Here is a 25,698-nt window from a genome sequence, read left to right as displayed (position 1 = left end):
GCTTATGTGGCAACAGCAAACGATGGCGGTCCCGGCTGGAAACCAGCCCGCGCCGTGCGCAAAGCCCGGCGCGCCGTACCGATGCCGCCGATGACGGTCTGCCCCGTCTGCGCGGCGCAGTGGTCGAGCGCCTGCCGCAGCAGGGTGTCGACGCTGCGCAGCGAGATGCCGTGGCGCGCGGCCACCTCGTCGCGCGTGGCGTCCTCCAGGCGCAAGCCGAACAGCACCTGGCGGTGGCGCCGCGGCAGGCACGCCACCGCCCGGTCGACGGCGGCCAGCTCGGAGCGCACTTCGGCCAGCGTGGCCGGTCCCGCCGCGCCATCTGCCAACTGTTCCAGCACCGCTTCGGCGCCGTCCGCGTAGTGCCAGGGCCGCGCCTGGCGCAGCCGGTCCACGGCCAGGTTGCACGCCACGCGGCAGACGTAGGCATCCATGCTGCTGGCGGGCGGTGCCGGCTTGCCCGCCAGGCGCAGCCAGGCGTCGTGCAGGCTGTCGCTGGCCAGCTCCGCGCAGCCCAGGTAGCGCGTCAGGCGCCGGTGCAGGCGCGCGTAGTGCGTAGCCAGGTGCGCCTGCAGACACGGCGACAACGCTTCCACGCTGGCCATCACAGGTCCAGCTCCTGCTGCTCCTGGCGCGTCAGGTGGGCGCGCTGAGTGGCGCCCGTGCCGCCGAGGCCCAGGATGGCGACAGGGCTGTCCGGCCGGTAGCTGGCCGCCTTGCCGCGCTTGTCGCCGTCCTCGACCGGCTCGTCGCCAAAGCCCAGCACGCGCACGGAAAAGATCGATGGCAAGTTGCCGCGCGCCGCCGCCCGTTCGCGCTGCAACACTTCCTGCGCCGCGCCCGTCGCCTGCGACGCCGCCGCACTGGCGTTGCTCAGGGCGGCCACATTCACGGCGGCCAGCACCGGCATGCCGCTCGATTTCCCCTGCACCTGGATGTTCGCCGCGTTCACCACCTGCAGCGCCGCCAGGTTGATATTGCCCGACACGCGGATGCCCGCCTCGCCCGCGTCGATGGTGCCCAGCGGGGCGATCAGGTCGATATCGCCGGCCGGCACTTCCGGTATCGGCGCCAGCGTGGCGATGCCGGCGCCCGTGCTCGGCACGTCGGACGCCAGCGTCACATTGCCCCATTGGTCATACACGCGCTTGGGCGGCGTATAGACGATGGTCGACTTCGAACCGCGCCCCGCATTGATGTCGCCCAGCGCCGACCAGCCCAGGATGGCGCCGCCGAAGGTGGTCATGATGCGGCTTTGGCCCAGCAGCATGCTGTCCTGGGCGTACAGCGCGATATCGCCCGCACCCTGCGTGAGCACGCCGGGCACCAGGCCAGGCACCGCGAGCGGCGCCTGGCCCTCCGTGCCGAAGACCTGCTTGCCGCCCGGCGCGAGCATGCTGATATCGCCGCCAAACAGGGTATTCACGCCAGACGGGCCATACAGGCTGATATCGCCCTGGTAGCCGATGCGCGCGCCGTGCGCATCCTGCGCGGGGAACAGCGCCGCGATGGCGTTGCGGCCGCGCAGGTAGCTGCCGAAACGCGGACCTTGCGCATCGTTGTATTCGCGCCCGCCCGCCTTCAATTCATCGAAGAAGACCTGGCGCGCGAAGATACGCTGCTGCTCGGGCGGCAAGGCGTCAAAGCGCGTGCGCGCCTGTTGCGGCGTGCCGGCGAAACCCTCGCGCTCCGCCAGCCAGGCGGCCAGCTCCGGCGCATAGGTCCTGGCGACCTTGCCCGCCTGTTGTGCCAATGGCACGCCAGCCTGGGCCAGATTGGCCGGGTCCAGGTAGCGCTGCGCGAAGGCGGCGAAATCGACGCCATTCACGCCGGCCTCGCCCAGCCCCGCCTGCAGCACGATGCCGGCGCCGGGACGTTTGTCGCCAGCCACCACGGCGCCCAGGCTGACCAGCGCCCCCTGCTCTTCCATGCGGATATGGCGCCCCGCCGTCAATTCCAGCGTACCGGGACCGGCCACGTTGAAGCTGCTATGCAGGATGTCGCGGCCGGCAGCGACGATGGACACGTCCGTGGCGCGCGCATGCACGAACAGGTTGCCCGTGCTGACGCCATTGCCATACGCGTTCTCGCGGGTATTGGTGATGGCGTTCGGCAGCGCCGTCGGCTGGCCCGGCTGCGTGCCGGAGTTGACAATGTCGCGCCCTGCCCTCATCCATACGGGCGCGGCACCCTCGTACCACGTCTGTCCGGCCCGCTGGCCGTTGGCAAACGCCAGAATTTCGCCGCTGCGCAAGCCGACGATATCGCCCTTGCCCGCGTACAGGCGCGACGGCGTGCCGGCGGCGTCGCCGAGCGGCGCGGCGCTGGGGCTGCCAAACGCGAACAGGGGAAAGCGCGCCAGTGACGACACGATGCCGTCAACGCCGCCATTGCCCGCCACGTAGGTGGCCGGCTGCGCATAGCCGGCGAAGGCGGGATGAACGGGCGTGGGCAGGCTCGATGCGGCGGCGCCCGAGCGGCTCACGGCATAGCCGCTGGCATACAGCGAATCGCCCGCCAGCAAGTCGAGCCGGCCGTTGGCCGATGGCGCCAGCAGCATGGAGTAATCTGGCGCGTAATAGTCTTGTCCGCCCAGCGCCGACTTGCCCAGGAAAATGCTGCCGTTGGCGGCCACCGCCCCCAGCTGCGAAGGAAACAGGAAACGCCCGTCCGAATCGGCATGGTTGCCCTGGCCGGCCGGTGTCCTGCCCGAATTGACGTCGCCCAGCTGCACGCTCGGCGCCAGGCTGCCGCCAGCGGAGAACAGGTCGATCGCCGTGCCCTCCGTCCACAGCGAAAACCAGCCATAACCGCCCTGCGCATAAGCCTTGCCATTGGCCTTGAACGCGGACGAATGGGGCGTCTTCACGCGGCCCGGGTCGCCCGTGCCGGCCAGCACCAGGTCGCCCCGCGTGGACACGCGCGCCGCCGCATCGCCCAGCATCAGCGTCGCGCCACCCGTGGCCGTGCCCAGCGTGGCGCCGTAGGGATCGTAGGCGCGCTGCTCCTTGCTGTCGTGCTGCTGCGGCATGCCGCCATAACTGAAGGCGACGCCGCCCAGGCTGCCCGTCTGCAGGGCCAGGGCGCCGCGCAGATTGCTCAGCACGCCGTTCAGGTTCAGGTTCTGGTTCTGGTAATCCGTCGCCGCGCCCGGTTGCATGCCAAAACCGTTGTTGACGGCCGCCCTGGCCTGCAGGCCGGGATTGAGGTCGCCGCCGATGCGCACGTCCATGTCGCCGCCGCCCGTCAGCAGCATGCCGCCGTCGGCGCCGACCCGGCCCGTGCCGGCCACGGCCAGCACCAGTCCTTCGCTGCGCGGCGACTGGTCGCCATCGGCCGAGCCGCGCCGCGCCTGCATGCCCGCATGGCCGCCCACATCGACGCTCAGATTGCCGCCACCCAGCGTGCCCATGCCCGTGAAGCCCACCAGCATGGGCAGCTTGTCGATGATCGGCTGGTCGGGCTGCAAGACGCTCGCGCCACCGGCTTCCTTGATATACGTGCCAAAATTGATCCACCAGCTGGCAGGTATGGGGTCGACGCCGGCCGTGCCGCCCGTGCCCTGGCGCCACAGCCAGTTGCCCACGTTGGCGCTGGCTGCCTGCCTGCGCAAGTCTTCCTGGCGCGCAACGCCGAACGCACTGACGATGTCGCCCGTCAGGTTGCCGCCCGCGCGCAGCAGCACATTGCCGCCATGGTCAGGGTACCAGGCCGCATAGGTGCTGGCCGCGCCGCCATCGACCAGGGATTCATACGCGGCGCCGCCGCTGCCCAGCACCGTCGCACCATCGCCGGCGCGTCCGCGCGCCTGATTATAGGCGGCATTGCCCAGGCTGGCGGTAGAGGTGCCCGCCGTATAGATGCCATATGGCGACAGGGTACTGACGTTGCCGGCCGCAATCAGGTCCAGGTCGCCCGTCCCCGTGCGCAGGACGCTGAAATGCTGGGTCGCGGGCGTCACGCTTTTCAGCGCGCCTATTTCCACCCGGTCCGGCGTGCCGGGAATCGCCTTGCCCAGCGGGATGCAGAGCTCCGCATCGCACTGTCCTTCCACATCCAGCGGCACCGGCTTGCCGGGCAGCCAGGCGGGATCAAACAGGCTGGCGCTGTCGCTCCAGGCATAGTTGTAGCGGTCGCAGGCGCCCTCGTCGCACCAGCCTTCAAGATCTGGCGCTACGGGCGTGCCTGGCTCGTACCCCAACTCGCCCCCGAACGCATTCCAGAACCAGGCACCGCCCGGCCGCGCCGGCGTGCCCGGGATGATTTTCCGGTCATATGTTTCATACAGCGCGTAATGGCTGTCGGCCAGCCGCAAGTCGCCCGCCAGCACGGGCCGGATGCTGCGCGTGTCAGCCGCGCTGGTATCGGCGCCGGACACGAGCCGCATCGACCACGACAGCGAGCCTTCGGGCAACATGGGCGCCACCGCCCAGTTACGGCCCTGCACACCGCCCGTGATGGCGCGCAGCGGCACGCTGAGGGCGCCGCCCGGCAGCTTGACGCGGGTATCGGCGGGGATCAGCGCGCCGACGCGCAAGGCCAGCGCAGCGGCCAGCATGACCCCGTTCGGCTTGAGGTAGTTATCGAACTGCGCCAGGCTGGGCAGGGGCACGCCGGCCGGCCAGGTCAGGCCTTCCAGCGCGGCCGTCCCGGGCAATTGCGAACCGGCGCCCAGCTGCGTGCCTTTCGGCAGTAGCAGCGGCTGGCCCGCAACCAGCGTGCCAGCCGCATGCAGCAGGCGGCCGGCGCTGTCGCGCACGTCCGCGCGCAGCACCGTATCGAGCGGCACTTCCAGCGCCGCCGCCAGGCTGGCCGCCACCGGCAGCACGGTGCCCACGGCCAGCGTCGCCGGCTGGATGGGCAGGGCATAATTCAAGACCTTGCCGGCAGGAAACAATGTTCCCTCGGAAAGCACCACGCCATGGCCCGGCACCACCACGTCGCCGCCGTAGGCCTGGCGGCCCGGCGTCAGCACCCAGCCCTTGTCGTCCGGCGTGGCGGGCGGCGGCGCGAAACCGTCGTTGATGCTGCCAAAGATGTCGAGATTGCCGCCTGCGCGCAACACCAGGCTGCCCGGTTCGCCCGAGCCGGCCACGGCGGTTTTTGGCGTCTTCACATTCAGGCCCACATAGCGGTGCGCAGACAGGTCGATGTCGCCGCTGACCACCAGGTCGCCCTGCGTGACGATTTCCACGCCGGGCCGCACATGCAGCGCCTCGGCATATGCGGCCGTGCGCAAGCCGGCCAGCTTATTTCCCAGCAAATTGGCGTTGGCCAGCGCCGCCGCCATGAAGTCCGTGCTGTCGCCATGCTTGTTATCGAGGTAAGCCTGGTCGATGAACTGGTACGGCCGTCCACCCGCCGCCAGGTCCGCCTGCGGCAAGCCGTCCGGGCCCGGCACGACCTGGCCACTGGCATCCTTGAACACGCCTTGTGGCGCATCGCTGTAGCGCGCCGTGCCGTGCACGGCGATCTCGCGCGCACCTTCGATGCGCAAGCCTGCGCCGGCCGCGATGGCGATGTCGCCGTGCGTGGCCGCATCGGCGTCGTTGGCGCCTCCGGCGCTGCCCAAGCGCGCCGCGTGCAAGTCCAAGGTGCCGCGCGCCTTGCCGTCATGCCGGCCCTTGCCCGCGCCGCTGGCGGCGGCCGTGCCGTGGCGCAAATCGAGCCGCGCGCCGCTGTCCAGGGCCAGCACGCCATCGCCCGCATTGATTTCGATCAACGCCCGGTTCGGCGCATCGATGATCTTGCCATAGCTGTCGACGCGCAGCGTGCTGCCATGCGCGTCGAGCACGGCCGTGCCGGCCAGCGTCACGCCATGCTTGCCCGCCAGGCGGATGGCGCCCACGCGCTCGCCGCTGGCGTCGATGGTGCCCTCCACCGTCAGGCGGCCATTATCGAGCGAAACATTGACGCTGCCCGCCCTGATCTCGTCGCCGATGGTCAGATCGCCCCGCTTGATCTGGAAACTGCGTTCGCCGTCGACCTTGCCGTCGTTCAGGCGCCGGTTCAGGGCCGCGAAATCGCCCACATCCTGCGCCCGGATATCCACGGCGCCGCCCTTGTAGGGCAAGACGGTGCCACCCGCGTCATAGCGGCCGCTGGCGCCGCCCAGCAGCCGGCCCTGCAGGTCGATCTTGCCTGCGGCCGCATCGAGGGCGATGGCTTGCACCTTGCCGCCCTGGTTGTTGCGGGCCGACACATCGATGCCGGCGGCGGCGGCCTGCGCGATATTGCCGCTGCGGCTGGTCAGTATCACCTCGCCGCCCCAGCTGTATTTGTCCGCATCGTGGATGCTGACCTTGCGTCCTGCCAGGTCCAGCTGCGCGCCGTCGAGCAGGCGCACGTCGCCTGTGGCGGCCAGGGTCAGTTTGCCGCTAGGCAACACCACGGCCGTATCGAGCGTCACGCTATTGCCCGCCAACAGCAGTTCCGCGCCCAGCGCGTCGCTGCCTGCAAGCGCCGGTGGCCTGGCGCCGCCCGCTCCCGCGATATTGAGCGCCCCGCCTGCCGTGATGCGGTTGACGGAACCGGCTTGTCCCGTCAGCAGCGGCGTGTTCAGGTACAGGTCGCCGCCTGCGTAGGCGTAGCCCTTGCCCGTCGCATAGGCGCCCTGCGAATGGTGCACGGCCAGGCTGCCCTTGTGGTTGGCCGTGATGCGCTCGCTGGCATTGAGCCTGACGTCGGCGAAGCCCAGGACCAGGCGCTGCGCATCGGCCAGCGGGTCCGGGCGCGTGTCGGGGCCATAGCCGAACTCGATGCGGCGCGCACGCACGTCCAGCGTGCCGCTGCCCGTGCCGGCGCCGCCTGCCAGCACGGCGCCGGGCAGCGCTGCCGGGCCGGCCGTGCCGCCATTCCAGACGAGGGTATCGGTGACGATGCGCGCCGCCTCGCCCGCCTTGCCGCCGCCATACATGGCCGGCGTCGTCAGCGATAGCTTGTCCAGCAGCGACTTGCCGCTGGCATCCATGGTGCTCAGGGTCGTGTCGCCGTAGAAATTGAGCGACTGTGCGGCCGTCAGTGACAAGGTCTGCAAGGCCGGCGCGCCCATGCCGGCATCGCCGCGCAGGAGGCGGTCCAGGACCTCCTGGTTCAAGGTCAGCCCCGGCGGCAAGGCACCGCGCGCGGCGGCCGCATCGAGCGCCTGCGCACTGCCCACGTTGATGCCGCCGACCGCCAGGGTCAGGTGGCGCGTGCCGTAGCGCACGGCGTCGCCGAGCTCGAAGGCACTGCTGGTGGCAAAAGCGATCGAGCCTTCCGAATACAGCGAGGTGGCGCCAGCGCAGGCGGCTTGCGCGCAAGTGCCGATGCGGATGCTGGCCGGCGTGCCCACGCTATTGTATTGCGGCGCCAGCATCTGCAGGCGCCCGTTGGAAACGGCCAGCACGCCGCGGTAGCCGGGCTGGTAGACGAAGCCGTCGTCGGCATCGAAGGCGGACTTGCCGCGCCCCAGCGTGCTGATGGCCGCCCCCTGCTCGACCTTGATGCCGGCGCCCTGGTTTGCCATTGTTGAGTTGGCGATGAGCAATACTTCGGCTGCCGACAGCGACGCCCCGTCACGCACGGTGATGGCGCCGGCGGCCCCGCCAGTGGAGAAGTCGAGCAGGTTGCCGCCCTGGCCGTAGCGCACCACGGGCAAGTTGCCCAGCGACAGGCGCGCCGCGCCCACGGCATTGACGTCAGCGGCGCGCAGCGATACGGTGCCCATGTCGGCGCTGGCCTGGCCAGTGGCCGCCAGCACTTCCAGATGCCCGCCGTCCATCGGGAAGGCCAGCGTGCCGCCATGTCCCTTGTCGGCGGGCTGAAAGCGGGCCTGGCCCTGGAAACGGAAATCGATGGCGTCGCCATTGCCTGGCATCAACTGGACCAGCATGGTCCGCGCATCCGCTTCCAGCATGGCGCGCGGCACGTCCAGCCTGGCCGCGTCGGCGCGCACGAAATCGGCATAGCTGGTTTCCCGGTACTGCGAATAACTGCGCAACACGCTGGCCGGCGTCACGATCAGCTGTCGCGACAGGGCGTCGCCGATGCCCGTGCCTGCCACGGACAGGCGGCCGCTGGCGGCCCAGGAACCGTTGCGCATGGCATTCGGCGCGGCCGGCGCGATGCCGGCCTGGCCATTGATCTCGACCCGGAAGGCGCCCGGCAGCAAGGCGTAGGTCGATGGCAGCAAGGTGTAGCTGCCGGCCGGCAAACCGGGCACGCCGGCACCTATCGTCACCTGCTGGCCCGGCACGGGCACACTGGCACCGCGCTCGCCATCGGCGGGGGCCACCGGCGCCTGCGCGCCCGGCACGATCGCGTACACGGGATTGCTGGCCAATTCAGGCAGGATGAAGCCGCCGTTGGCCCGCGTCTGCACCAGCGGATGGTAGCGCGCATCGGTGGAGCCGCCACGGCCGGCCACGAAGGCGGCGCCCAGCAACTGGCCGCCGCCCGACAGATCGAGCACGGCGCCCGGCTGCACGTCAACCGCGCGGCTCTTCATCGCCAGTCCCACCTTCAGATTGGCCGTCGTGCCATAGGTGCCGCCCGCGCCCAGCAAGCTGACATCCTGGCCATCGTAGCGCCAGCTGACGCCGTCGGCCGTGCCGCCATACGGCAGCATCAGGCCGGCGCCGCTGACCGACGTCACGCTGCCCGGCAGGAAGCGCAAGGAACGCGTGTCCGACATGCTGGCGCCCGTACTGGCGCCCAGCACGAGGCTGCCCAGCGGGGCCAGCAACACGCCGCCCTGCTCGATCGCGGCCGCGCCCAGTGTCAGCGTGCCAAAGGCGGAAGATGGCGGCAGCGGCGGCGCTGCGCCATCCGTGGCGGCGCGGCCTATGCGCAGCAGGCGCTGCTGCGCATAATCGCTGCCCCCGCCCAGGTAGCCGGCCCGCACGATGGCGTTGGCGCCCGTTGCCGGATAAATGCGCGCCGCCGTCAGCGCCAGGTCGGCCGGCGTGTTCAGGACGGTATTCTGGCCGCTGACGGTGGCGCCCAGGAAGCGCAAGTCGCCCTGGCTGGCCAGTTCCACGCTGTCGAAGGCACGCCGGTCGAGCACCATCGGCAGTCCTTGCGCGCGCTCCTTGCCGCCATGCGCACCCGTCGTCAGCACGTCGCGCACATCGAGCAACTGCCCTGCTGCCAGGCGCAAGGTGCCTGCGGCCGGCTGCGTCGACACGCCACCCGTCACAGTGGGACGTATCTGGCCATCGCCCGTGCCGATGGCGCCGATGCCGGCCAGGCGCATGTACGGCGCCGCCAGCAGCACGCGCGTGGCCGCCGCCGCGCCGTCGGCCAGTACCAGGGTGGGCGCGTACAGATGCAAGCTCTGGCCCAGCGACAGGGACAGGTCGCCATCGAAGCCGAGCATGCCGTTGCTGAGGATGCACAGATTGCCGAAGCCGCCAGCGGCCACCTGCGAGGCGGCCAGCGCCGCGTGGCCATACACGAACTGCGCGCCCGCCTGTTCCGGCTGCGTGCCGGCCAGCGTGTCGCCGGCCGGCTGCTGGCGCAGCATGAACTCGCGCGCCTGGCGCACGCGCGCGCCCGCAGTATCGCGGTACTGCGGCGTTTCCAGTGCGAGAGCAAGCGTGCCGCCGGCCGCGCCGGCGCCGCCCGCGCCGGCTTTCATCTGGCCGTCAAGGTACAGGCCGTTGTTCGACGCCAGCGTGATGCTGCCGCCACGGCTGGCCACTTGCGTGGCGCCCAGGCCCGCCACGTCGAGCTGCGCCTGTGTGCCGGAAGCGTCAAGCAGCGCGCCTTCGCGCACGGCCACGAACAGGTGCGCCGCATCGGCCTTGCCCGTGGCCTGGTCGAGCGTGCCACCCACCACGATGCTGCCGCCGTCGCGCACCAGGCCATAGCGCTGGCCGCGTGCATCGATGGCGGTGGCGGCGCGCGCCGCCACGTCCAGCACGGCCCCGTCACCGATCCAGATCGAGCGGCCGTGCCCGGCGCCGTTGGCCGCCTCGGCCGCCTGCACATCGCCCGCCATGCCTTCCAGTGCGATCTTGCCACCCCAGGCGTTCAGGCGGCCATCGAGCGTCAGCTGGCCGATGCCAGCTACCGTGATCGACTGGCCGGGATCGACTTCCAGCGTGGCGCCAATGCCGATACGCGCCTGGACGCTGGCCATGTCCGCGCCGCCGGAGACCTCCGCCACACCGGCCTGCAGCCGCAAGCTGGCGCCGAGGCGCTGCGTCAGCACGCCCTTCCTCGCGTCTTCGCGGTATACCGGCGACAGCCACGCCTCCACCTCCTGCCCGGCCACGCGCAGCAGCGGCATCGTCACCGCGACCTGCGCGCCGTCGGCCACCGTCAAGCCGGCGTTGCCGCCGATATCGTAGCGGGAAAAACCCTTGTCAAAAAAACCGCTGTCGAGCTGCAGCGTGTCGGCCGCTGCCTGCGCCGCTGCGCCGATCATCACCTTCGCCGCGCGCACCTGCAGCGTGCCACCGCCCTCCATGCCCTGGCCCAGCAGCGCGCCGTCGAAACCCAGGCTGGCCGCGCGCTCGCTACCCTGCATGCGCGTTTCCAGCGTCACGTTGCCGCCCTTGCCGCCGCGTACCACACCGCCAGCCAGTTGCGCCACACCCGAGCGCACGTCGATGCGGCTGTCCTGGCGCAGCAGCACGTCGCCGCTGCTGCGCAGGGAAACACTGCCGCCATGCCGGTAGGCCAGCTTGGCGCCAGACAATGATTCCTCCTCCTGCAGGGACTGGCTCCACAAGCCGCTCGCGTCCAGCGTCACACCGCCGGCCACCTGCACGCCGGCCTTGCCGCCGGGCGGCGCCTTCAGCACGCTGTCCTCGATGCGGCCGTTGACAGCCTGCCGCAGGATATTGCCGATCTGGATGCCGCCCGCGTGCGCCGTCACGTCGGCATTCACCGCCACAGCGCTGCCGTACAGGGTCACGTTGCCGCCGTCGGCCACCCGCACGGCGCCATTGACGGCGATCGTATCCGTGGCGGCAATGCGCAGGGCGCCCAGTTCGAAGCCGTTCAGGCGTGCCGTATCGAGCACCAGGCGCCCCTGGCGCGAGGTTGGCAGCAGCGTGCCCAGGTCCAGGCCTGCGGCGATATCGTCCGCGCCGCCGGCCAGTTGCACGTCGCGCATGACGGCGCCCAGGCTGTCATGCGTCAGGCCCGTGCTCTTTTCGAACATGGGCACGGAGCGGCCGACGATCAGCTGGCCGCGCGTGGCGGCGGCCTTGTGCGACTGATGGTAGCCATCGACACCGGCCTGCGCCGCCTGCTGCTGGCCCGGGCCCTGGACGGCGCTGGCGTCGATCAGCCCTTCCAGCACGGCCGCCTGCGTGCCGATCACCAGCCGGCCCGCATCGCGCCCCACCGTATAGCCGTTTTCCAGCCGCTGCAGCGGCGCGATCAGCGGACTGCGGTAGGAAGCCGTGGCAGACTCGCCCCAGCGCGCGTGCAGCTCTTCAAAGCCCCGGTACAGGCCCGTGTACAGCAGGTCGCCGGGCGCGCGCGAGGCTTCGTACTGACGGCCATCGGCCCCATTCACCCAGGTCTGGCGGATCGAGCCGCCTTCCACCCGCAAGGTGCCGCCCGACAGGTTGATGCTGGAGCCGGCCTGCGTGACGACGTCCTTGCCGTCAAAACTGAGCGTGCCGCCCTGCGCCATCCATTCTCCCACCGTGTGTCCCTGCATGCCCAGGTAGCCGCCCACCTCCAGCAAGCCGCCCGCCGTGTACCAGCGGTCGCTGTCATAGCCATTCGTTCCCTTGGGAACAAACACCAGGCTGCGCCTGTCCAGCCAGATATCGCTGCTATTGAGCCCCTTGCCATCGCGGTTGCCTGGTGCGTCGCGCTGTTCGTTGCCCTGTACATTGACCTTGACGTTGTTGCTTTCCATGGCCAGCCGCACGCCCGCCGCGCCCGACACATCGATCTGTGCGCCATCGCGCACCAGGCTGCGGCCGGCCGCATTGACGCTGATCTGCCCACCCGTGGCCAGCGTCAGCGACGCGCCCTGGAAATCCACCGTGCCGGCGCTGTCGATGGCGATGCGCGACTGGTCACGCCGGTCCGCCAGCGGCAGCATGGACGCGGCGCCGGCCACGGCCGGGGCACGCAAACCGTCGCGCTGGCTGTCGAGCGCCGTATTGCTCGCCTCTTCCTCGATCAGGACGGCTGTCGTGGCGCCCTGTCCCAACACCACGGCGGCCTGCTCGCCCAGCGCCTGCAGGTGCAGCGTGCCGCGCGCATTGACGCTGGTGCTGGCCAGCAGCACGCCATCCTGGCGCACCTCGCGCCCAGCCAGGGTCGCATCGCCTTCGCGCACCTGGATCAGCCCCGAATTGGCGACCTTGCCTGTCGCCCCCGCCACGCCGGACCGGGGCACGACCTCGTTGCCACGCGTGGTGGACAGCGCATTGCCATCCGTGCCCACGCCCTTGCGGATGACGAAGCTGTCACCAGCGGCCAGCAGCGCCTGTCCCTTCGGCGCCAGGATCTCGCCGCCGTTATGCACCTCGGCGCCCGCCAGCAGCACATAACCGCCCCCCTCGGTGGAATTGGCGGGCGCGCGCGTAGCGAGGCGCGCGCCGCGCAGCACCTCGACCTTGCCCAGTGCATCGCTGATCGATGGCACGCAGCCATTGCTGTAAATGCCGCGCTCGCGGAACTGCGCGTCGCCGATGCCGGCGGCGGCAGCCACCAGGTTGCGCGTATCGACCTGGCTGGCGCCATGGAAGACGATGCCGTTGCGGTTGACCAGCAGCACCGTGCCGTCACCCTCGATGCGGCCCTGGATCTGGCTGGGACGCGCTAGCGGATCATTGACCCGGTTCAGCACCGCCCAGTCCTTCTGCTGCTGGAAGGACAAGGTCGTATCCTTGCCGACATTCAACGTTTCCCAGTTCAGGATGGCCTTGTCGGCCGTCTGCCGCACCAGCACCGTCGTCTTGCCTCCCTGCACCGTCTGCACGGGCGCCTGGGCGTTGAGCCAGCCAGCCGTCAGGCTGTTGGCATCGATCTTCAGGCCGCCAGTCACCAGGCCGTCGGGCACGCCGGGCGCAGCGGCCGCTGCCTGGCGCGCCTGTGCCTGCGCCGCCTGCTGCGCAGCGATGGCGCGCGCGGCCAGATTCAGGTTGTTGAGCGAACGCTGCAACTGCTCGCCAGTCTGCGCGCCGGGCGCCACCGGCCGTCCCGCCAGCGGCACGCCGCCAGGCTGCCGCCCCGTCTGCACCGCTGTCGCCTGCGTCGCGCCCTTGCCGGCAAACCAGGCGCCGCTGAACGCCTGCTGCGCCTGCGCCTGCTGCACCGTACCGCCCGCCGCCAGCAGCACGGCCACGGCATACGCGAGTGGCGTAAGCCGCATGGCCGCTTGCGGCGCGGGCACGCGCAGCGTCTGTGTCATGGTCTTGCGCCGGGCAGTGTGAAACATGGTCATGGCAATGATTTCCTGGAAAAATGAACGTGCTGGTTGGTCAGGGAAGGCGCGCTGAAAATGCGCTGCTCATGACTGGGACGCGTGCTGCCCGCCTAACCCGCATTTATTTTTTCCAGAAACACTATTGAAGGCAACGCCGGCAGCGTTCCCATAGTGGAAGGCGAGATACCGTGGGTCCACGCCCGGCTTGATGCGCGCGTGTGACAGGGCCTAGCTGAGCAAGACCAGATTGCCAGGCAAGTAGGTGAGCCGGGCGCCGTACAGGTCGCGGATCAGCGCCAGGGCGACATCGAGCTTATCGATGGAAAACTGCGCCTGGACGCGGCGCATGCCCAGCTCTTCGCTTTGCAGGAAGATCCTGCCGGGCCGGTATCGGTTGAGCTCCTCGACCACCTGCGCCAGCGGCGTGTCATTGAACAGCAGCAGGCCGCGGCGCCAGGCCAGCACGGCATTGGAATCGGCCGGCGCGGCCAGGCGCAGCACGGCCGGGCCGTAGCGCAACTGCTGCGACGCGGACAAGGTGATGCGCCGCTGCGGGTGGTCGACCTCGACCCGGCCTTCCAGGCAGCTCAATTCCACGTCACCATCCGCAAGGCAGCGCACGTTGAAACTGGCGGCGCGCGCCTGCAGCCGCGCGCCGCCGGCCAGCACGGCACACGCCTCACGGCCACCCGTGACGATCTGCGCTTCACCGGCCAGCAATTCGATGAACGCGGCGTCATCCGTGCCGCGCAGGTTCAAGCGTGTCTGCGTATTCATGCGCACTTGTGCGCCGCCGGCCAGCGCCAGTTGGCGCTGCTCGCCCGTGCCCGTGCGATAGTCGGCGGCCAGTTCGCCCACCGACGGCCACAGGGCCAGCGGCGGACGCAAGGCCAGCAGCGCCACGCCCGCGGCCAGCGCGCCGCCCAGGAAGGCGCGCCGGCCGCGCGACGGTGCGCGCATGGCCTGCTCGCGCGCCACCGCGGGCGCCGCCATGCGCAGGCCGCGCCACAGCTGCCCCAGTTCCCGCGCCGCCCGGGCGTGGCGGGAACTTTGCGCGCGCCAGCGGCCGAATGCCTGCGCATCGGCCTCGCTCGCCCGGCCCGAGCGCAGGCGCACCAGCCATTGCCTCGCCTGTTCCTCGATATCGCCGTCGCTGTCGTTGCTGTGTTGGGTCATGATGAAGAATCGTATCAGAAGCGGCGCGGGCCGCCACGGGCGGCCATGTCTGCCGGCGCGCCCACGTATTGCTGGCAATGTCGCAGGGCGTGCCGCAACTCTTTTTCCACCAGGCTCAGCGAAATATCCAGGCGCGCGGCGATCTCGCGATTGAGCTGGCCATCGATATGCGCCGCCAGCAGGATCTCGCGCTGGCGCGGCGTAAGCTGGCGCAGCGCCGCTTCCAGGGCGATGATCTCGCTGCGCGCCGCGACGATGCGCTCGGGATCGGCCAGTTCATCTTCCACGTCGAACAGGGCGTCGATATCGGCATCGTTCAATTTCCGGTGTTCGCGGCGATACTGGTCGGTGGCGACGTTGACCGCCATCTGCAGCAGGTAGGCGTCGGGATTGCGCACGGCGGTATTGCCGGGCATCGACTCCAGGCGCAGCCAGGTCTCCTGCAGGGCATCGCTCGCGCGCTCCCCGGTGCCGACGATGTATTCAAGCTTGCGGCGCAGCTGGCCGTAGCGCGTCACCAGCACGCCGCGCAGGCGCGCGCGCAAGCTATCGGGCATCAGCCTGGTCCTCCGCGGGCGCCGGCTGGCAGGCGCCGCCCGAGTCATCCGGGCGCAGCAGAATGGTGATCGGCTGCGGCATGGCCGGCGGCGGCGGCTCGAATACCTGCGCACGCAAGCTGCGCGAGATCAAGGCATCGCGCAGCGGGCGTCCCGTGCTGCCCGCCTGTTTCAGCGTCGCCACGCTGCCCGACGCGGCGATGCGCAAGCGTAGCGCCAGACGGTAGCTGCCGGGGCGCGTCAGGGCCGAGCGGCACAGGACGCGCAGCAATTGCGCCTGCACGCCGCTGACATAAGCGCCATAATCAGCACCGTCCGCATGCACGGCATCGATGGCGTCCAGGGCGATGCGACCGCTTTCTGGTGGGAGTGGCGGCGTGGCCGGGGTATCGCCGGCAGGCAGCTGGATGATGGCGGCATTCGCCGCTGGAAAATGGGCCTGCAGGCCGGTGCCCGACAGCAGGCGCTGCAGCGCCTCCGGCGCCGGCAGGCTGCCTTGCACGGCACTGCTGTAGCGCTGGCGCAAGGCGCCGCTGGGCGCCAGCACGGAAATTCCCGTGATCAGGCCATACGCCCTGAGCGCATCGGCGAGCGGCTGGGCAGGAATCTGGAACGCATACAGCGACGGCGCGGCGTGCGCCGTTCCTGTCGCGGCGAAGCCGGCCAGCAGCAGGCATCCGGCCAGCGCCAGCACACTGAGCGACGCCGGGCTTGCTGTCATCACGCTATCGTCCTGTTCTCGAAATGGGGCTGTTGCCGACGGATGCTCCATCGACAGCAGCAGGCTACACGGCAAAAGTGACACCATCGTGACACGCCGGGACCGGGCGCCGCCTTCCGCCATTTTTCACCCCATGCTCGGCCGCGCTGCCGGGCAGGCGCCGCCCGGCCATCGACAATGGCAAGCACGGCGACTTCTTCATCGAGTACGCGTCGGGTACGAGGCGGCGGTGGTCAACGCCATCGCCGCCCTGTCCCGTGCCTGAACGCCTGACTACATGCGCTGGCAGGCGGCCGGCTGGCCGTTTCGCGCAGCCGGATGCCAGCTCTTGCCCGAGCTTTTCACCTTGCAGTTATGCGCATCGCGATTGCTCAGCACATCGCCGCCACACTTGGCCGCCGAGCAGCACTGCTGAACCGTGGCGTTGACATCGCATGCCGCGTTGGGCGCGGCGACCGGGGCCTCGGGCTTGGCCGTCTCGCCGCTGGCCGGTTTCGCCGGCTTGTCCTGGGCCAGGGCCGGCGCCTGCACCAGCACAAGGAAGGACATCGATACCAACAGGGCGCTCAGGAAATGACGTTTCATTGCTGCTCCTCGACAGGTAAACCATGAACCGGCCCACGGCTTGCATCAGCGCTTGTGCGAGACCGCGCCGCGACTCGGCAAGGGACGAGCCGCCGCTGCGGGCATTTCCGCATAAGCTAACTCGCAAACGGTATGACGAATCCATGGTAGCAGCTAATTGCGCGCCAAATCTCTCGAATGATTGCAGCCGCGCCTGGCGCTGGCGACGCCCGCAGGCGCCTACAATAGGGCTGGACCGGCATGCCGCCGGCCGCCGCGCCGCAGCCTGCTGACAGGCGGCATGGCATGCAAGGTCAGCCCCCGCCACAAGGAGTATCGGCATGTACAATCAGACCACCATCGTCCTCGTCCACGATTTCTGGGGCGGCGCCGCCCACTGAAGCCGCGTCATCCTGGAACTGCGGCGCCAGGACCACACGGCCATCCCTGCCCTCGAACTGCCATTGACGTCGCCGGCCGACGACGCCGAGCGCACGCGCAAGATGGTGGCGCAAGTCCATGGCCCGGTATTGCTGGTGGGGCACTCCTACGGCGGCGCCGTCATCAGCGTGGCCGGCAATGCGCCAAATATGGCGGGCTTCGTGTACATCGCCGCCTTCGCGCCCGACGCGGGCGAAAGCGCGGGGAGCATCACGCAGGAGCGCATGGCAGCGCGCCTGCAAGCGAAGAAAGTCATCACGCTCAACGCCAGCCACGCCTCGCTGGCCTCGCGTCCCGTTGAAGTGGCGGCGCTGATCCTGGAAGAGGCTGGCGCGTAAGCCGGCTGGCTACAGCCAGCCCTCGCGCTTCAGGCGCCGGTGCAGCCAGTAGCAGCCGGCGATGATGACGACGATCACGGCCGGATAGCTGCCGCGCCACTTCAGTTCCGGCATGAATTCGAAGTTCATGCCGTACAGGCTGAAGACCATGGTGGGCACGGCCAGGATGGCGGCCCAGGCGGCCAGGCGCTTGACCACCTCGTTCTGGCGGATCGAGATTTGCCCCAGCGCCACCTGCATGGCCGAATTGACCAGTTCGCGCATCTGCCCCGCCGTGTGCGTGACGCGTTTGACGTGGTCGAGAATGTCGCGGTAATAGATGCGGTTTTCCTTGGGCACGATGTCGCCATGGAAACGGATCAGCTGGGTGCAGATGTCGTGCAGCGGGTTGACGGCCGCGTCGAGCTTGAGCAGTTCTGTCTTGAGCTGGTAGAAATCCTGCAGCTTGTCTTCGGAGAGACTGGGCTGGAACAGTTGCAGCTCGTAGTGCTGGAAGCGGGACTGCAAATGGTCGATGCAGGGCTGGTACTGGTCGACGATGAAGTCGATGATGGAATACAGCACGTAGCCAGGGCCACTGGCCAGTTTCTCGGGCACGCTTTCCTTGCGCTCACGCAACTTTGCATAACCGGCCGAGGCGCCATGGCGCACCGTGATGATGAAGCGGGGGCCGAGAAAGACGTGGGTTTCGCCGTAGACGATGGCGCCGCCGTCCAGGGTAGCCGTGTGCATCACCATGAACAGGGTGTCGCCATACTCTTCCAGCTTGGGACGCTCGTGCGCCCCCTGCGCATCCTCGACGGCCAGCTCGTGCAAGCCAAACGCCGATTGCAGCGCCTGCATGGCGATGCTGTCGGGACCGGCCAGGCCTATCCACACGAAACAATCGGGGTCGCCGAGGAAGTCGCCCACCTTGTCGATGTCGAAATGGGCGATCTTCCTGCCATCGCGATACGCTTCGCAGTTGACGACGGCGGCGTGGGTACTCAGATCCATGGTGATTTTCGGCTAATGGCGGCAATATTGGGGGGCCAGTATAGCGGAGACCATGATAAACATGCCAACTGAGCGAACGGATTGACATGCGGGTACGCCAAGACAAAAATTTGAAACAAGGATAATCGGGATTGAACGACCTCGGCGGCCTAGCCCGTCGACATGACCGCATTCAAGGCGCGCCGCAACTCCTTCAGCCGGGGCGGCTTGCCCAGCACGCAGTCGACGTGTTCGGGATAGTCGCTGTCGGCGGCCAGGCGCTGGCCCCAGCCCGTGAGCATGATGATGGGCGTGGCCGGCGAGCACTGGCGCACCGCGCTGGCCACCTTGCGCCCGTCCACGTGGGGCATGCCCAGGTCCGTGATGACCACCGCAAAGTGTTCGTGCCGGTCGTGCGCGGCCTGGAAGCAGTCGATGCCGGCCTGCCCGCCATCGGCGGACACCACGTCGTGGCCATCGATTTCCAGGATGTCGCGCAGGGACTTTAGCACCATCGGGTCGTCATCCACCACCAGGATGCGCAAGCGCGGCGGCACGGCGTGGGCCGCGTCGGGCGCGCTCTCCCCCTCGCCCGCCGCGCAGGCGGGGAAATCCAGGCGCACCGCCGTGCCCTGCCCCGGCGCCGTGACGATATCGATGCTGGCGCCGTGGCGCTCCATCATGCCGTACACCATGGCCAGGCCCAGGCCCGTGCCCCGCTCGCCCTTGGTGGTGAAAAATGGTTCCAGGCAACGGCGGCGCGTGTTCTCGTCCATGCCGATGCCCGTGTCGCCCACCTCGATACGCACCTGCCGCGCCTCTCCCGCTGCGCCGGTGCAGCTGGTGCGCACGCTCAGGGTGCCGCCTTCCGGCATGGCGTCGACGGCGTTGAAGACCAGGTTGGTCAGCGCTTCGCGGATTTCTCCCACGCTGCCGGGCAGCATGGGCAGAGCGTCCGCCAGCTGAGTGCGCAGGACGATGACGATGCCGCGCTGCTGCGGCATGTCGCTCCAGCGCGCGCGCGTCAGGTCCAGCACCTGCTGCACCACCAGGTTGGCGTCGATGGGCGACAGCGCCAGCTGCGGTTCGCGCTGGCGGTAGAATTCGCGCATGCGCGCCACGGTGGCGGCCACGTCGTCGATGGCGCGCTCGATGACTTCCAGATAATGCCGGCCCTGCGGACTGAGATTGGTTTCCGTCTCCAGCAAGGACTCTGTGTACAGGGCCACGGGGGAAATGGCGTTATTGATGTCGTGCGCGATGCCGCTGGCCATCTGCCCCAGCGCGCGCAGGCGTTCCTGCTGCATCACCGACTGCTGCGTCTGGCGCAAATCGTCATACGCGCACTGCAGCGCGCCGTAGAGCTGCGCCTGGTTGGCGGCCAGCGCCACATGCTCGCTCAGCTGGCTGAGGAATTCGCATTCGCCGCTGGTAAAGCTGTGCGCGGCGCGGCGCGCCACGATCAGGATGCCGAAAACCGTGTTTTCAGCCAGCAGCGGCGCCATGACGAGAGCGCGCAGCCCCCCTTGCGCCAGCCGCTGTGGAAACGGAAACGCCACCTCGGCGATGTCGGCTTCATACACGAGCTTGCCGCGCACGCAGCTCGACAGGCCATTCTCGTCGATGGGGATGTGCGCCTGCTCGCCCATCATGAACGACAGTGCCAGCGCCTCGCTGCGCACGCCCACGCACGTCACCTGCAGCGCGTGCTGCGACGGCTCGTACAGGCAGATGCAGCTGAAATCGATGGGCAGCTGGTCTTCCAGGCTGCGCACCACCACCTGAAAGATGCTGCGCAAGTCCTGCCGCTCGCCGATCGAGCGCGTGATCTGCTGCAGCAGGTTCAGGCGCTCGAGCTGCTCATGCACCTTGCGCTCGGCCAACTGGCGTTCGGCGATCTGCGTTTCCAGGGCGGCATTCGTGTGCGCCAACTCGTCGCGCGAGACGGTGGTACGGCGCAGCTTTTCCGTCATGCCGTCGAAGGCGCGCGCCAGGTCGCCGATTTCATTCTTGGTGTGCAGGCCGAGCGCAAAATCGAGCTTGCCGGCGCCGACGATCAGGGTTCCCTGGCGCAGCTTTTCCAGCGGCCCCGTGACGCTGGTCATGGTGAAGTAGATCAAGCCAGCCACCAGGGCGATAATCATGCCGCCAAACAGCATCACGGCGACGTTGGCCCGCTGCTGCGCCTCGAGCACGCCTTGCCGGCTCAATTCGGACAGCCGCATCGCGTCCGAGATCATGCCCTGCACCCTGCCCATGATCTGGCCGGACAGGCGCGACTCCAGTTCGCCCAGCACCTCGCGCCGCTGCGGGTCTTGTCCCAGCTCGCGGTGATTTGCCACAAACAGCTCGAACAGGGCGCCCACGCCGGCCAGGTCGCCCTGCAATTTGCGCAGCAGCGCGCGCTCCTCGCCGCTGCTGAAGGCGGGCGTGGCCAGCAGGCCCGTGCCCAGCGATTCGCTGCGCAACTGCCACTGGGCCCGCGTGCGCGCGCCATGGTGCAGCGCATATTCGATCGACAGGTAGCGCAGTGACGTGACCGCTTGCAGGATATCGCCTGCGGCCTTGTTCTTCGCCAGTTCGCGCTGCATCGCCATGGTGGTGGAGAACAGCACGGCGACGATGATGGCCACCAGCAGCACGCAAAACAGTTCGGCCAGCTTGAAGCGCGTTACGATTTTCACGGTGGCTTTCTCAATGAATGACCGTCACGGCCGATGGCGCCACGGCTTCCAGGCCGTCCAGATACACGGCGTCGAGGAAGTTCGGCATCTCGCCGTTCCCGGCCAGGCGGTTCTTGATGGCCCAGCGCGCCTCGTCTTCCAGCGCCAGCAGCAAGCCCTGGTCGAGCACGATGCCAAACTGATAACCGTGCCAGGCTGCCTGCAGGCGCGCCGCCTCGCTGGCCGACGCCGTGGAAAACAGGGCGCGCGCGGCATCGGGCTCGTCGCGGCAAAAGCGCGCGCCGGCCAGCAGCGCGCGCAGCACCTTGCGCATCGTCGCCGGGTGGCTGCGCACAAAGTCGCCCGTGCCGGCCACGTTGAACAGGCCCGCATACACGTCCTCGCCATAGAAGATGGCCGCCTTGCCCGCGATGGCATGCGTCATGCCTGTCAGGAAGGGTTCCCAGCCGGCCGCCGCGTCGACCTCGCCCCGCGCCAGCGCAGCGGCCAGCTGGTCCGGCGCGTAGTTGCGCAAGGTGACCTCCGCAGGCAGCAGCTTCTGGCGGTTCAGGAAAGCGTCCAGTGTGAAATGGCCGGAGGTGCCCAGGGTCACGCCGATGCGCTTGCCTTTCAGGCTGGCGGGCGTGGACACGCCGCGGTCCAGGCGCCCCACGATGCCGTGGTCGCGCTCGGCTTCGAAGATGCTGGCGATGATGACGACGGACTGGTTTTTGAGGCTGGCCAGCACCACGGGAATATCGGACACGGTACCCAGGTCGGCCCTGCCCTGCAGCACGGCTTCCAGCGACGCCTTGCCCGACGAATACGGTTGCAGCCGCGCGTCGACACCCTCGCGCGCGAAATAACCGCGTGCGCGTGCGGCCAGCACGGGGCAGCTGCCCACGTATTCCGCATTCACGGCCAGGCGCAGCACTTCCACCGGGCCGGGCGGCGCTGCAGGACGGGCATTGAGCCGCCAAATGGCAGCGGCGGCCAGCGCCAGCAACAGCGCGATGGCCGCCAGCCAGATCGCCCGCCGCACCGGCGCCGCGCCGTTCATGCGCTGCGCTGCGCCGTGGCAGACTCCAGCGCGCTGTTGATGGCCTCGGAAAACGCCAGCACGTCGAGCGGCTTGGTGAGGTAGCGGTAAAAGCCCGCCGCCAGCCCCTGGCGGATATCACCCGGCCCGGCCACGGCCGTCAGGGCGATGACGGGTATATGCGCGGTGCGGGCATCGGCGCGCAGCAGCTGCATGACTTGCGTGCCGCTGATGTCGGGCAGGTCGCTGTCCATCAGTATCAGCTGCGGCAGGTGGCGGCGCGCCAGGTCCAGGCCCGTTTGCCCGTCGCCGGCCGACAGCAGGTCGAGGTCGGGGCGAAAATGGATCAGGCCCGCCACCAGGGCCAGATTCAGGGGATTGTCTTCCACATACAGCAGCGTCTTGCGGTCCGGCAGCCGTATCGTTTCTGCGGGCCGGGCAATGGTGGACAGGCGCACACTTTCCTGCTGCGGCTGGCGCGCCGGGCAACTGGCGATATCGAGCCAGAAGGTGCTGCCGCGTCCGGGCGTGCTGGCCACGCCCAGCCTGGCCTGCATGGCTTCCGCCAGGCGCTTGCTGACCACCAGCCCCAGGCCCGTGCCCTCTTCGTCGCGCGCGTCGCGTCCCAGGCGGTTGAAGGGCTGGAACAGCGCTTCGAGCTGCGCGGCGCTCAGCCCGCCGCCCGTGTCGCGCACGGACAGGCGCAGCTGCCGCGTATCGACGGGCTGGCAATCGACGTGGATTTCGCCCTGTTCCCGGTTGTACTTGACGGCATTCGACAGCAAGTTGAGCAGTACCTGCTTGAGGCGCGTACGGTCGGCCAGCACATGCAGGCCGACCGCTTCCACGAACGTCAGGGTGATGCCGCGCTTGCGCGCCAGCGGTTCCATCATTTGCCAGCATTCGTGGTAGATGCCGGCCAGGTCCACGGGCTCCATCGACAGCGACATATTGCCCGACTCGATTTTGGCGATATCGAGGATATCGTTGATCAAAGTCAGCAGGTGCCGGCCCGCGCCGAAGATGTGCGAGGCAAAGATTTTCTTTTCCTGCGCCGTCGAGGGGATGGAATCGGACATCAGCATCTGCGAAAAGCCCAGGATGGCATTGAGCGGCGTGCGCAGCTCGTGACTCATGCTGGACAGGAAAGTGGTCTTTTCCTGATTCGCCCGCTCGGCCACTTCGCGGGCCAGCTGCAAATCCTTGTTCATGGCGTCGAGTTCGTCCGTATGCTGGCGCAGCAGCAGTTCCAGGCGCGCATTGGCGATGCGCAGCTGGCGCGTTTCCAGCGCGCGCGCCAGTATCAGCAGGATGCCCGACACCTTGAACGGCTTGACCACATAGTCGAGCGCACCCGCCTGCATGGCCTGCACGGCCGAGGCGATCGTGCCTTCGCCCGTCATGATGATGCAGGCCAGGTCCGGATCGATCTGCCGCGCCGCTTCCACCACGGCAATGCCGTTCATGCCAGGCATCATCAGGTCGACCAGCAGCAGGTCGAACGATTCGACGGCCAGCAGGGCCAGCGCCGCCTCACCCGAAGCGAGCCCCGTCGTGTCGTAGGCCTGGCCCCGCAAGGTGTCGCACAGCGCGCGCATGTGCGCCAGCTCGTCATCGACGATGAGGATACGCGGCGGCATTGATGAGCTGTTCATGCATTCTCCCGGCGCCCCACCTGCGCCTCGCGGAGCGGAGGCAGGCCTGCAAGATGCGTTTCGAGCATAACACTTGCAAATTACCGAAAATACACGAATTGTCACGCGCACCCGCCAGGGCCGCCGGTATCACCGCATGAGTGGCCGCCCAGCGCTGGCTATGTGGATCGCCTTCGGACTTCACATCTTTTTGATTGTAATCTCAGTGGTTGCGATCGGGCTCAACTCCCTCGACCTTCCGGCCGGGTACACTCCTGCGTATCCCCTATTCCTGACAAGCGCATTTTCGTTATGTCAATCGCAGCATTGATACTTGTGAGCATGACCTACTCCGCTACTCACGCAATCCTGACTGAGCAAGAGGCGGCAGACGAAAAAATCAACGTAGAAGTACTGAGAAGACGGTAGCGGATAAACAGGCTACTATCGCAATGACCCGCGTTTGCAAACGGTCGGGCTCGCGTTCCACGGCCGCCAGCTTATGCTAACGGCAAATGCCCGAGGCCCTGATATCGTTTTGTTGGGGTCTGGACAATCTGGCGACGATGTCTCAGCTGTACCGAATCAACCCATGTGAAACGCGAAAAGCATCTCAATGGCAGTGCCTCGCATGAGGTGTACTTCAACTGTACAGTACTCTACGAACGGCTCCAAATTTTTGTAATCGATTGATTATAAATGAAAAAATCAGACTTTGCTATAATGTGCATATACCACTCAACAGGTACATATCGTGAAAATTCAAAGTCGCATCATCTCGTCCATCAGACACCACCCGGGCTCCATCGTCTTGCGGCGCGACGTGGCTGGTCTTGGCAGTGCGTCTCAGGTATCGAGGTCGCTCAATGCGCTGCTGATGCAAGGTGTCATCGTCCGCGTTGGCGCCGGGATCTACGCGAAGTCGTTCAAAGATGCTGAGACCGGAGCAATAACGTTGGCAGCATCGGCTGAAAACCTCGCGCTTGAGGTTTTCAGCAAGCTGGGAGTGACCGTACGTATCGTGCACAATAGCATTTCTGATGCTGCCGCCACCCATGTCTTGAAGCTTGACACCGGTTCACACCGAACCAAGCGGCGCCTGTCGATCGGTCGTACATTAGTCACTTACGTGCAACCGCACTCATACAAGTCTGCGCATTCCCTGACTGCGCCACTGCACATCCCCAAAGAAGGAATCAGCCAGTTTGTGAAGCATCTGGCTCGCAAACACCACATTTCCTATACGCGTACCGTTGGCGACGAATGGGCTGAGACGGTGACGCGCCTCGCGGGCGACGACGTTCGCTCCGACGGGACGGGGGATCTGCTCGTTGCACTCAAGCGCGCTCACAAGTTAAGCGACCGCGAAATGACCACGCTGCTCATCAGTCATCAGCGCGAAATACGCCGTGTTCGATCCGTTTAAGGATTTCGATGCGGCAGGTTACCTGCGCAATTTCGAAGGCGAGAAGGACCTCGGCATAGTCAAGGTGATCGAGCACGATCTGTTCCGTGCCAATCTGCCGGACGCGGTAGCCTACCTCGCACGACAAGAGAACCTTACGTACCGCAATTTTCTTAAGGTTCACCATATCTTGTTCCAGGGCTTCTACCCCTGGGCTGGCCAAGATCGGAAAACAACGGCACCTGAAAGCGCCATCAACAAGGGGGAGACCATATTTTCTCATCCAGTTGACGCGGTGCTGGCGGTCGACCAGGGCCTGCGACTAGGCCAGGACAAGAAGACCATGAGTGCGCGGCCAGGCGAGGTGATGGGATCGTTTGCATATGGCCACCCATTTCTTGATGGCAATGGACGTACTATGCTACTTGTGCATACGGAACTGTGCCGGCGAGCTGGTTTTTCTATCTCATGGGAAAGTACCCGTAAAAACGACTACTTGCTTGCTCTAACAAACGAGATTTCTTCTCCAGGCAAGGGCATTCTGGATCGCTACCTGCTTCAGTTTATAGGGCCACCGCAAATCAGTGAGGCGTGGATTACTACCGCAGCGACGCTCCAGGGCTTGGACGGAACAAGTCAGGACGAAATTGGTGGCACCTTTAACGATCCCGACGTAGTTGCCGAGTACCAGCAGTTTGAGCGGAAGCGCGGCTACGATATCAAGGCTTAGCCCAAGTCGTTATACATAAGTCAGCCGAACCAACGCAAGCTCGCCTCATAGGAAAAGATCGTGGCGACATT

Annotated in this window: 12 protein-coding genes and 1 pseudogene; 3 read left to right on the top strand and 10 right to left on the bottom strand. The window is 67.6% G+C overall.

Annotation, left to right across the window (positions count from 1 at the left end):
- Positions 1 to 2: 2 nt before the first annotated feature.
- The 6 genes from ACP7EG_RS15060 to ACP7EG_RS15035 all read right to left on the bottom strand — a co-directional run bounded on the left by ACP7EG_RS15060 (position 3) and on the right by ACP7EG_RS15035 (position 16,423).
- Positions 3 to 605: an RNA polymerase sigma factor gene (locus ACP7EG_RS15060; protein WP_426088498.1), complete on the bottom strand. Its 603-nt coding sequence runs from the start codon at positions 603 to 605 to the stop codon at positions 3 to 5.
- Complete coding sequence (locus tag ACP7EG_RS15055; protein WP_426088235.1) at positions 605 to 13,402, bottom strand: filamentous haemagglutinin family protein; 12,798 nt, start codon at positions 13,400 to 13,402, stop codon at positions 605 to 607. Before ACP7EG_RS15055 ends, ACP7EG_RS15060 begins: the two co-directional genes overlap by 1 nt.
- 210 nt (positions 13,403 to 13,612) lie before the next feature.
- Positions 13,613 to 14,560: a FecR family protein gene (locus tag ACP7EG_RS15050; protein WP_426088234.1), complete on the bottom strand. Its 948-nt coding sequence runs from the start codon at positions 14,558 to 14,560 to the stop codon at positions 13,613 to 13,615.
- A 14-nt stretch (positions 14,561 to 14,574) separates the two neighbouring features.
- On the bottom strand, positions 14,575 to 15,117 hold the full coding sequence (locus ACP7EG_RS15045; protein WP_071077582.1) for an RNA polymerase sigma factor: 543 nt from the start codon (positions 15,115 to 15,117) through the stop codon (positions 14,575 to 14,577).
- Positions 15,107 to 15,841: an STN domain-containing protein gene (locus ACP7EG_RS15040; protein ID WP_426088233.1), complete on the bottom strand. Its 735-nt coding sequence runs from the start codon at positions 15,839 to 15,841 to the stop codon at positions 15,107 to 15,109. Before ACP7EG_RS15040 ends, ACP7EG_RS15045 begins: the two co-directional genes overlap by 11 nt.
- Positions 15,842 to 16,111: 270 nt before the next feature.
- Positions 16,112 to 16,423, bottom strand: coding sequence for a hypothetical protein (locus ACP7EG_RS15035; protein WP_426088232.1), 312 nt, complete (start codon positions 16,421 to 16,423; stop codon positions 16,112 to 16,114).
- A 320-nt stretch (positions 16,424 to 16,743) separates the two neighbouring features.
- Between ACP7EG_RS15035 and ACP7EG_RS15030 the strand changes: the two are divergent.
- A pseudogene (locus ACP7EG_RS15030) lies at positions 16,744 to 17,181 on the top strand (alpha/beta fold hydrolase).
- Between the two features lie 9 nt (positions 17,182 to 17,190).
- Here the strand turns inward: ACP7EG_RS15030 and ACP7EG_RS15025 are convergent.
- The 4 genes from ACP7EG_RS15025 to ACP7EG_RS15010 form a co-directional block, all read right to left on the bottom strand.
- The gene (locus ACP7EG_RS15025; RefSeq protein ID WP_426088231.1) at positions 17,191 to 18,177 is read right to left on the bottom strand and encodes a magnesium and cobalt transport protein CorA; all 987 of its coding nucleotides are present in this window, start codon (positions 18,175 to 18,177) and stop codon (positions 17,191 to 17,193) included.
- 149 nt (positions 18,178 to 18,326) lie between these two features.
- On the bottom strand, positions 18,327 to 20,840 hold the full coding sequence (locus ACP7EG_RS15020) for an ATP-binding protein (RefSeq protein ID WP_426088230.1): 2,514 nt from the start codon (positions 20,838 to 20,840) through the stop codon (positions 18,327 to 18,329).
- A gap of 10 nt (positions 20,841 to 20,850) precedes the next feature.
- A complete protein-coding gene (locus ACP7EG_RS15015) occupies positions 20,851 to 21,879 on the bottom strand; it encodes an ABC transporter substrate-binding protein (protein ID WP_426088229.1) in 1,029 nt (342 codons plus the stop codon).
- A complete protein-coding gene (locus ACP7EG_RS15010; RefSeq protein ID WP_426088228.1) occupies positions 21,876 to 23,513 on the bottom strand; it encodes a response regulator in 1,638 nt (545 codons plus the stop codon). The genes ACP7EG_RS15015 and ACP7EG_RS15010 overlap by 4 nt, the downstream gene beginning before the upstream one ends.
- Positions 23,514 to 24,246: 733 nt before the next feature.
- Between ACP7EG_RS15010 and ACP7EG_RS15005 the strand changes: the two genes are divergently transcribed.
- Positions 24,247 to 24,918: a hypothetical protein gene (locus ACP7EG_RS15005; RefSeq protein ID WP_426088227.1), complete on the top strand. Its 672-nt coding sequence runs from the start codon at positions 24,247 to 24,249 to the stop codon at positions 24,916 to 24,918.
- The gene (locus tag ACP7EG_RS15000) at positions 24,902 to 25,627 is read left to right on the top strand and encodes a Fic/DOC family protein (protein ID WP_426088226.1); all 726 of its coding nucleotides are present in this window, start codon (positions 24,902 to 24,904) and stop codon (positions 25,625 to 25,627) included. The genes ACP7EG_RS15005 and ACP7EG_RS15000 overlap by 17 nt, the downstream gene beginning before the upstream one ends.
- Positions 25,628 to 25,698: the final 71 nt, after the last annotated feature.

This window comes from Janthinobacterium sp. PSPC1-1 (assembly GCF_049897625.1).
GTDB classification, from domain to species: Bacteria; Pseudomonadota; Gammaproteobacteria; order Burkholderiales; family Burkholderiaceae_D; genus Janthinobacterium; species Janthinobacterium tructae.
This window is presented reverse-complemented; position numbering and strand designations above follow the sequence as displayed.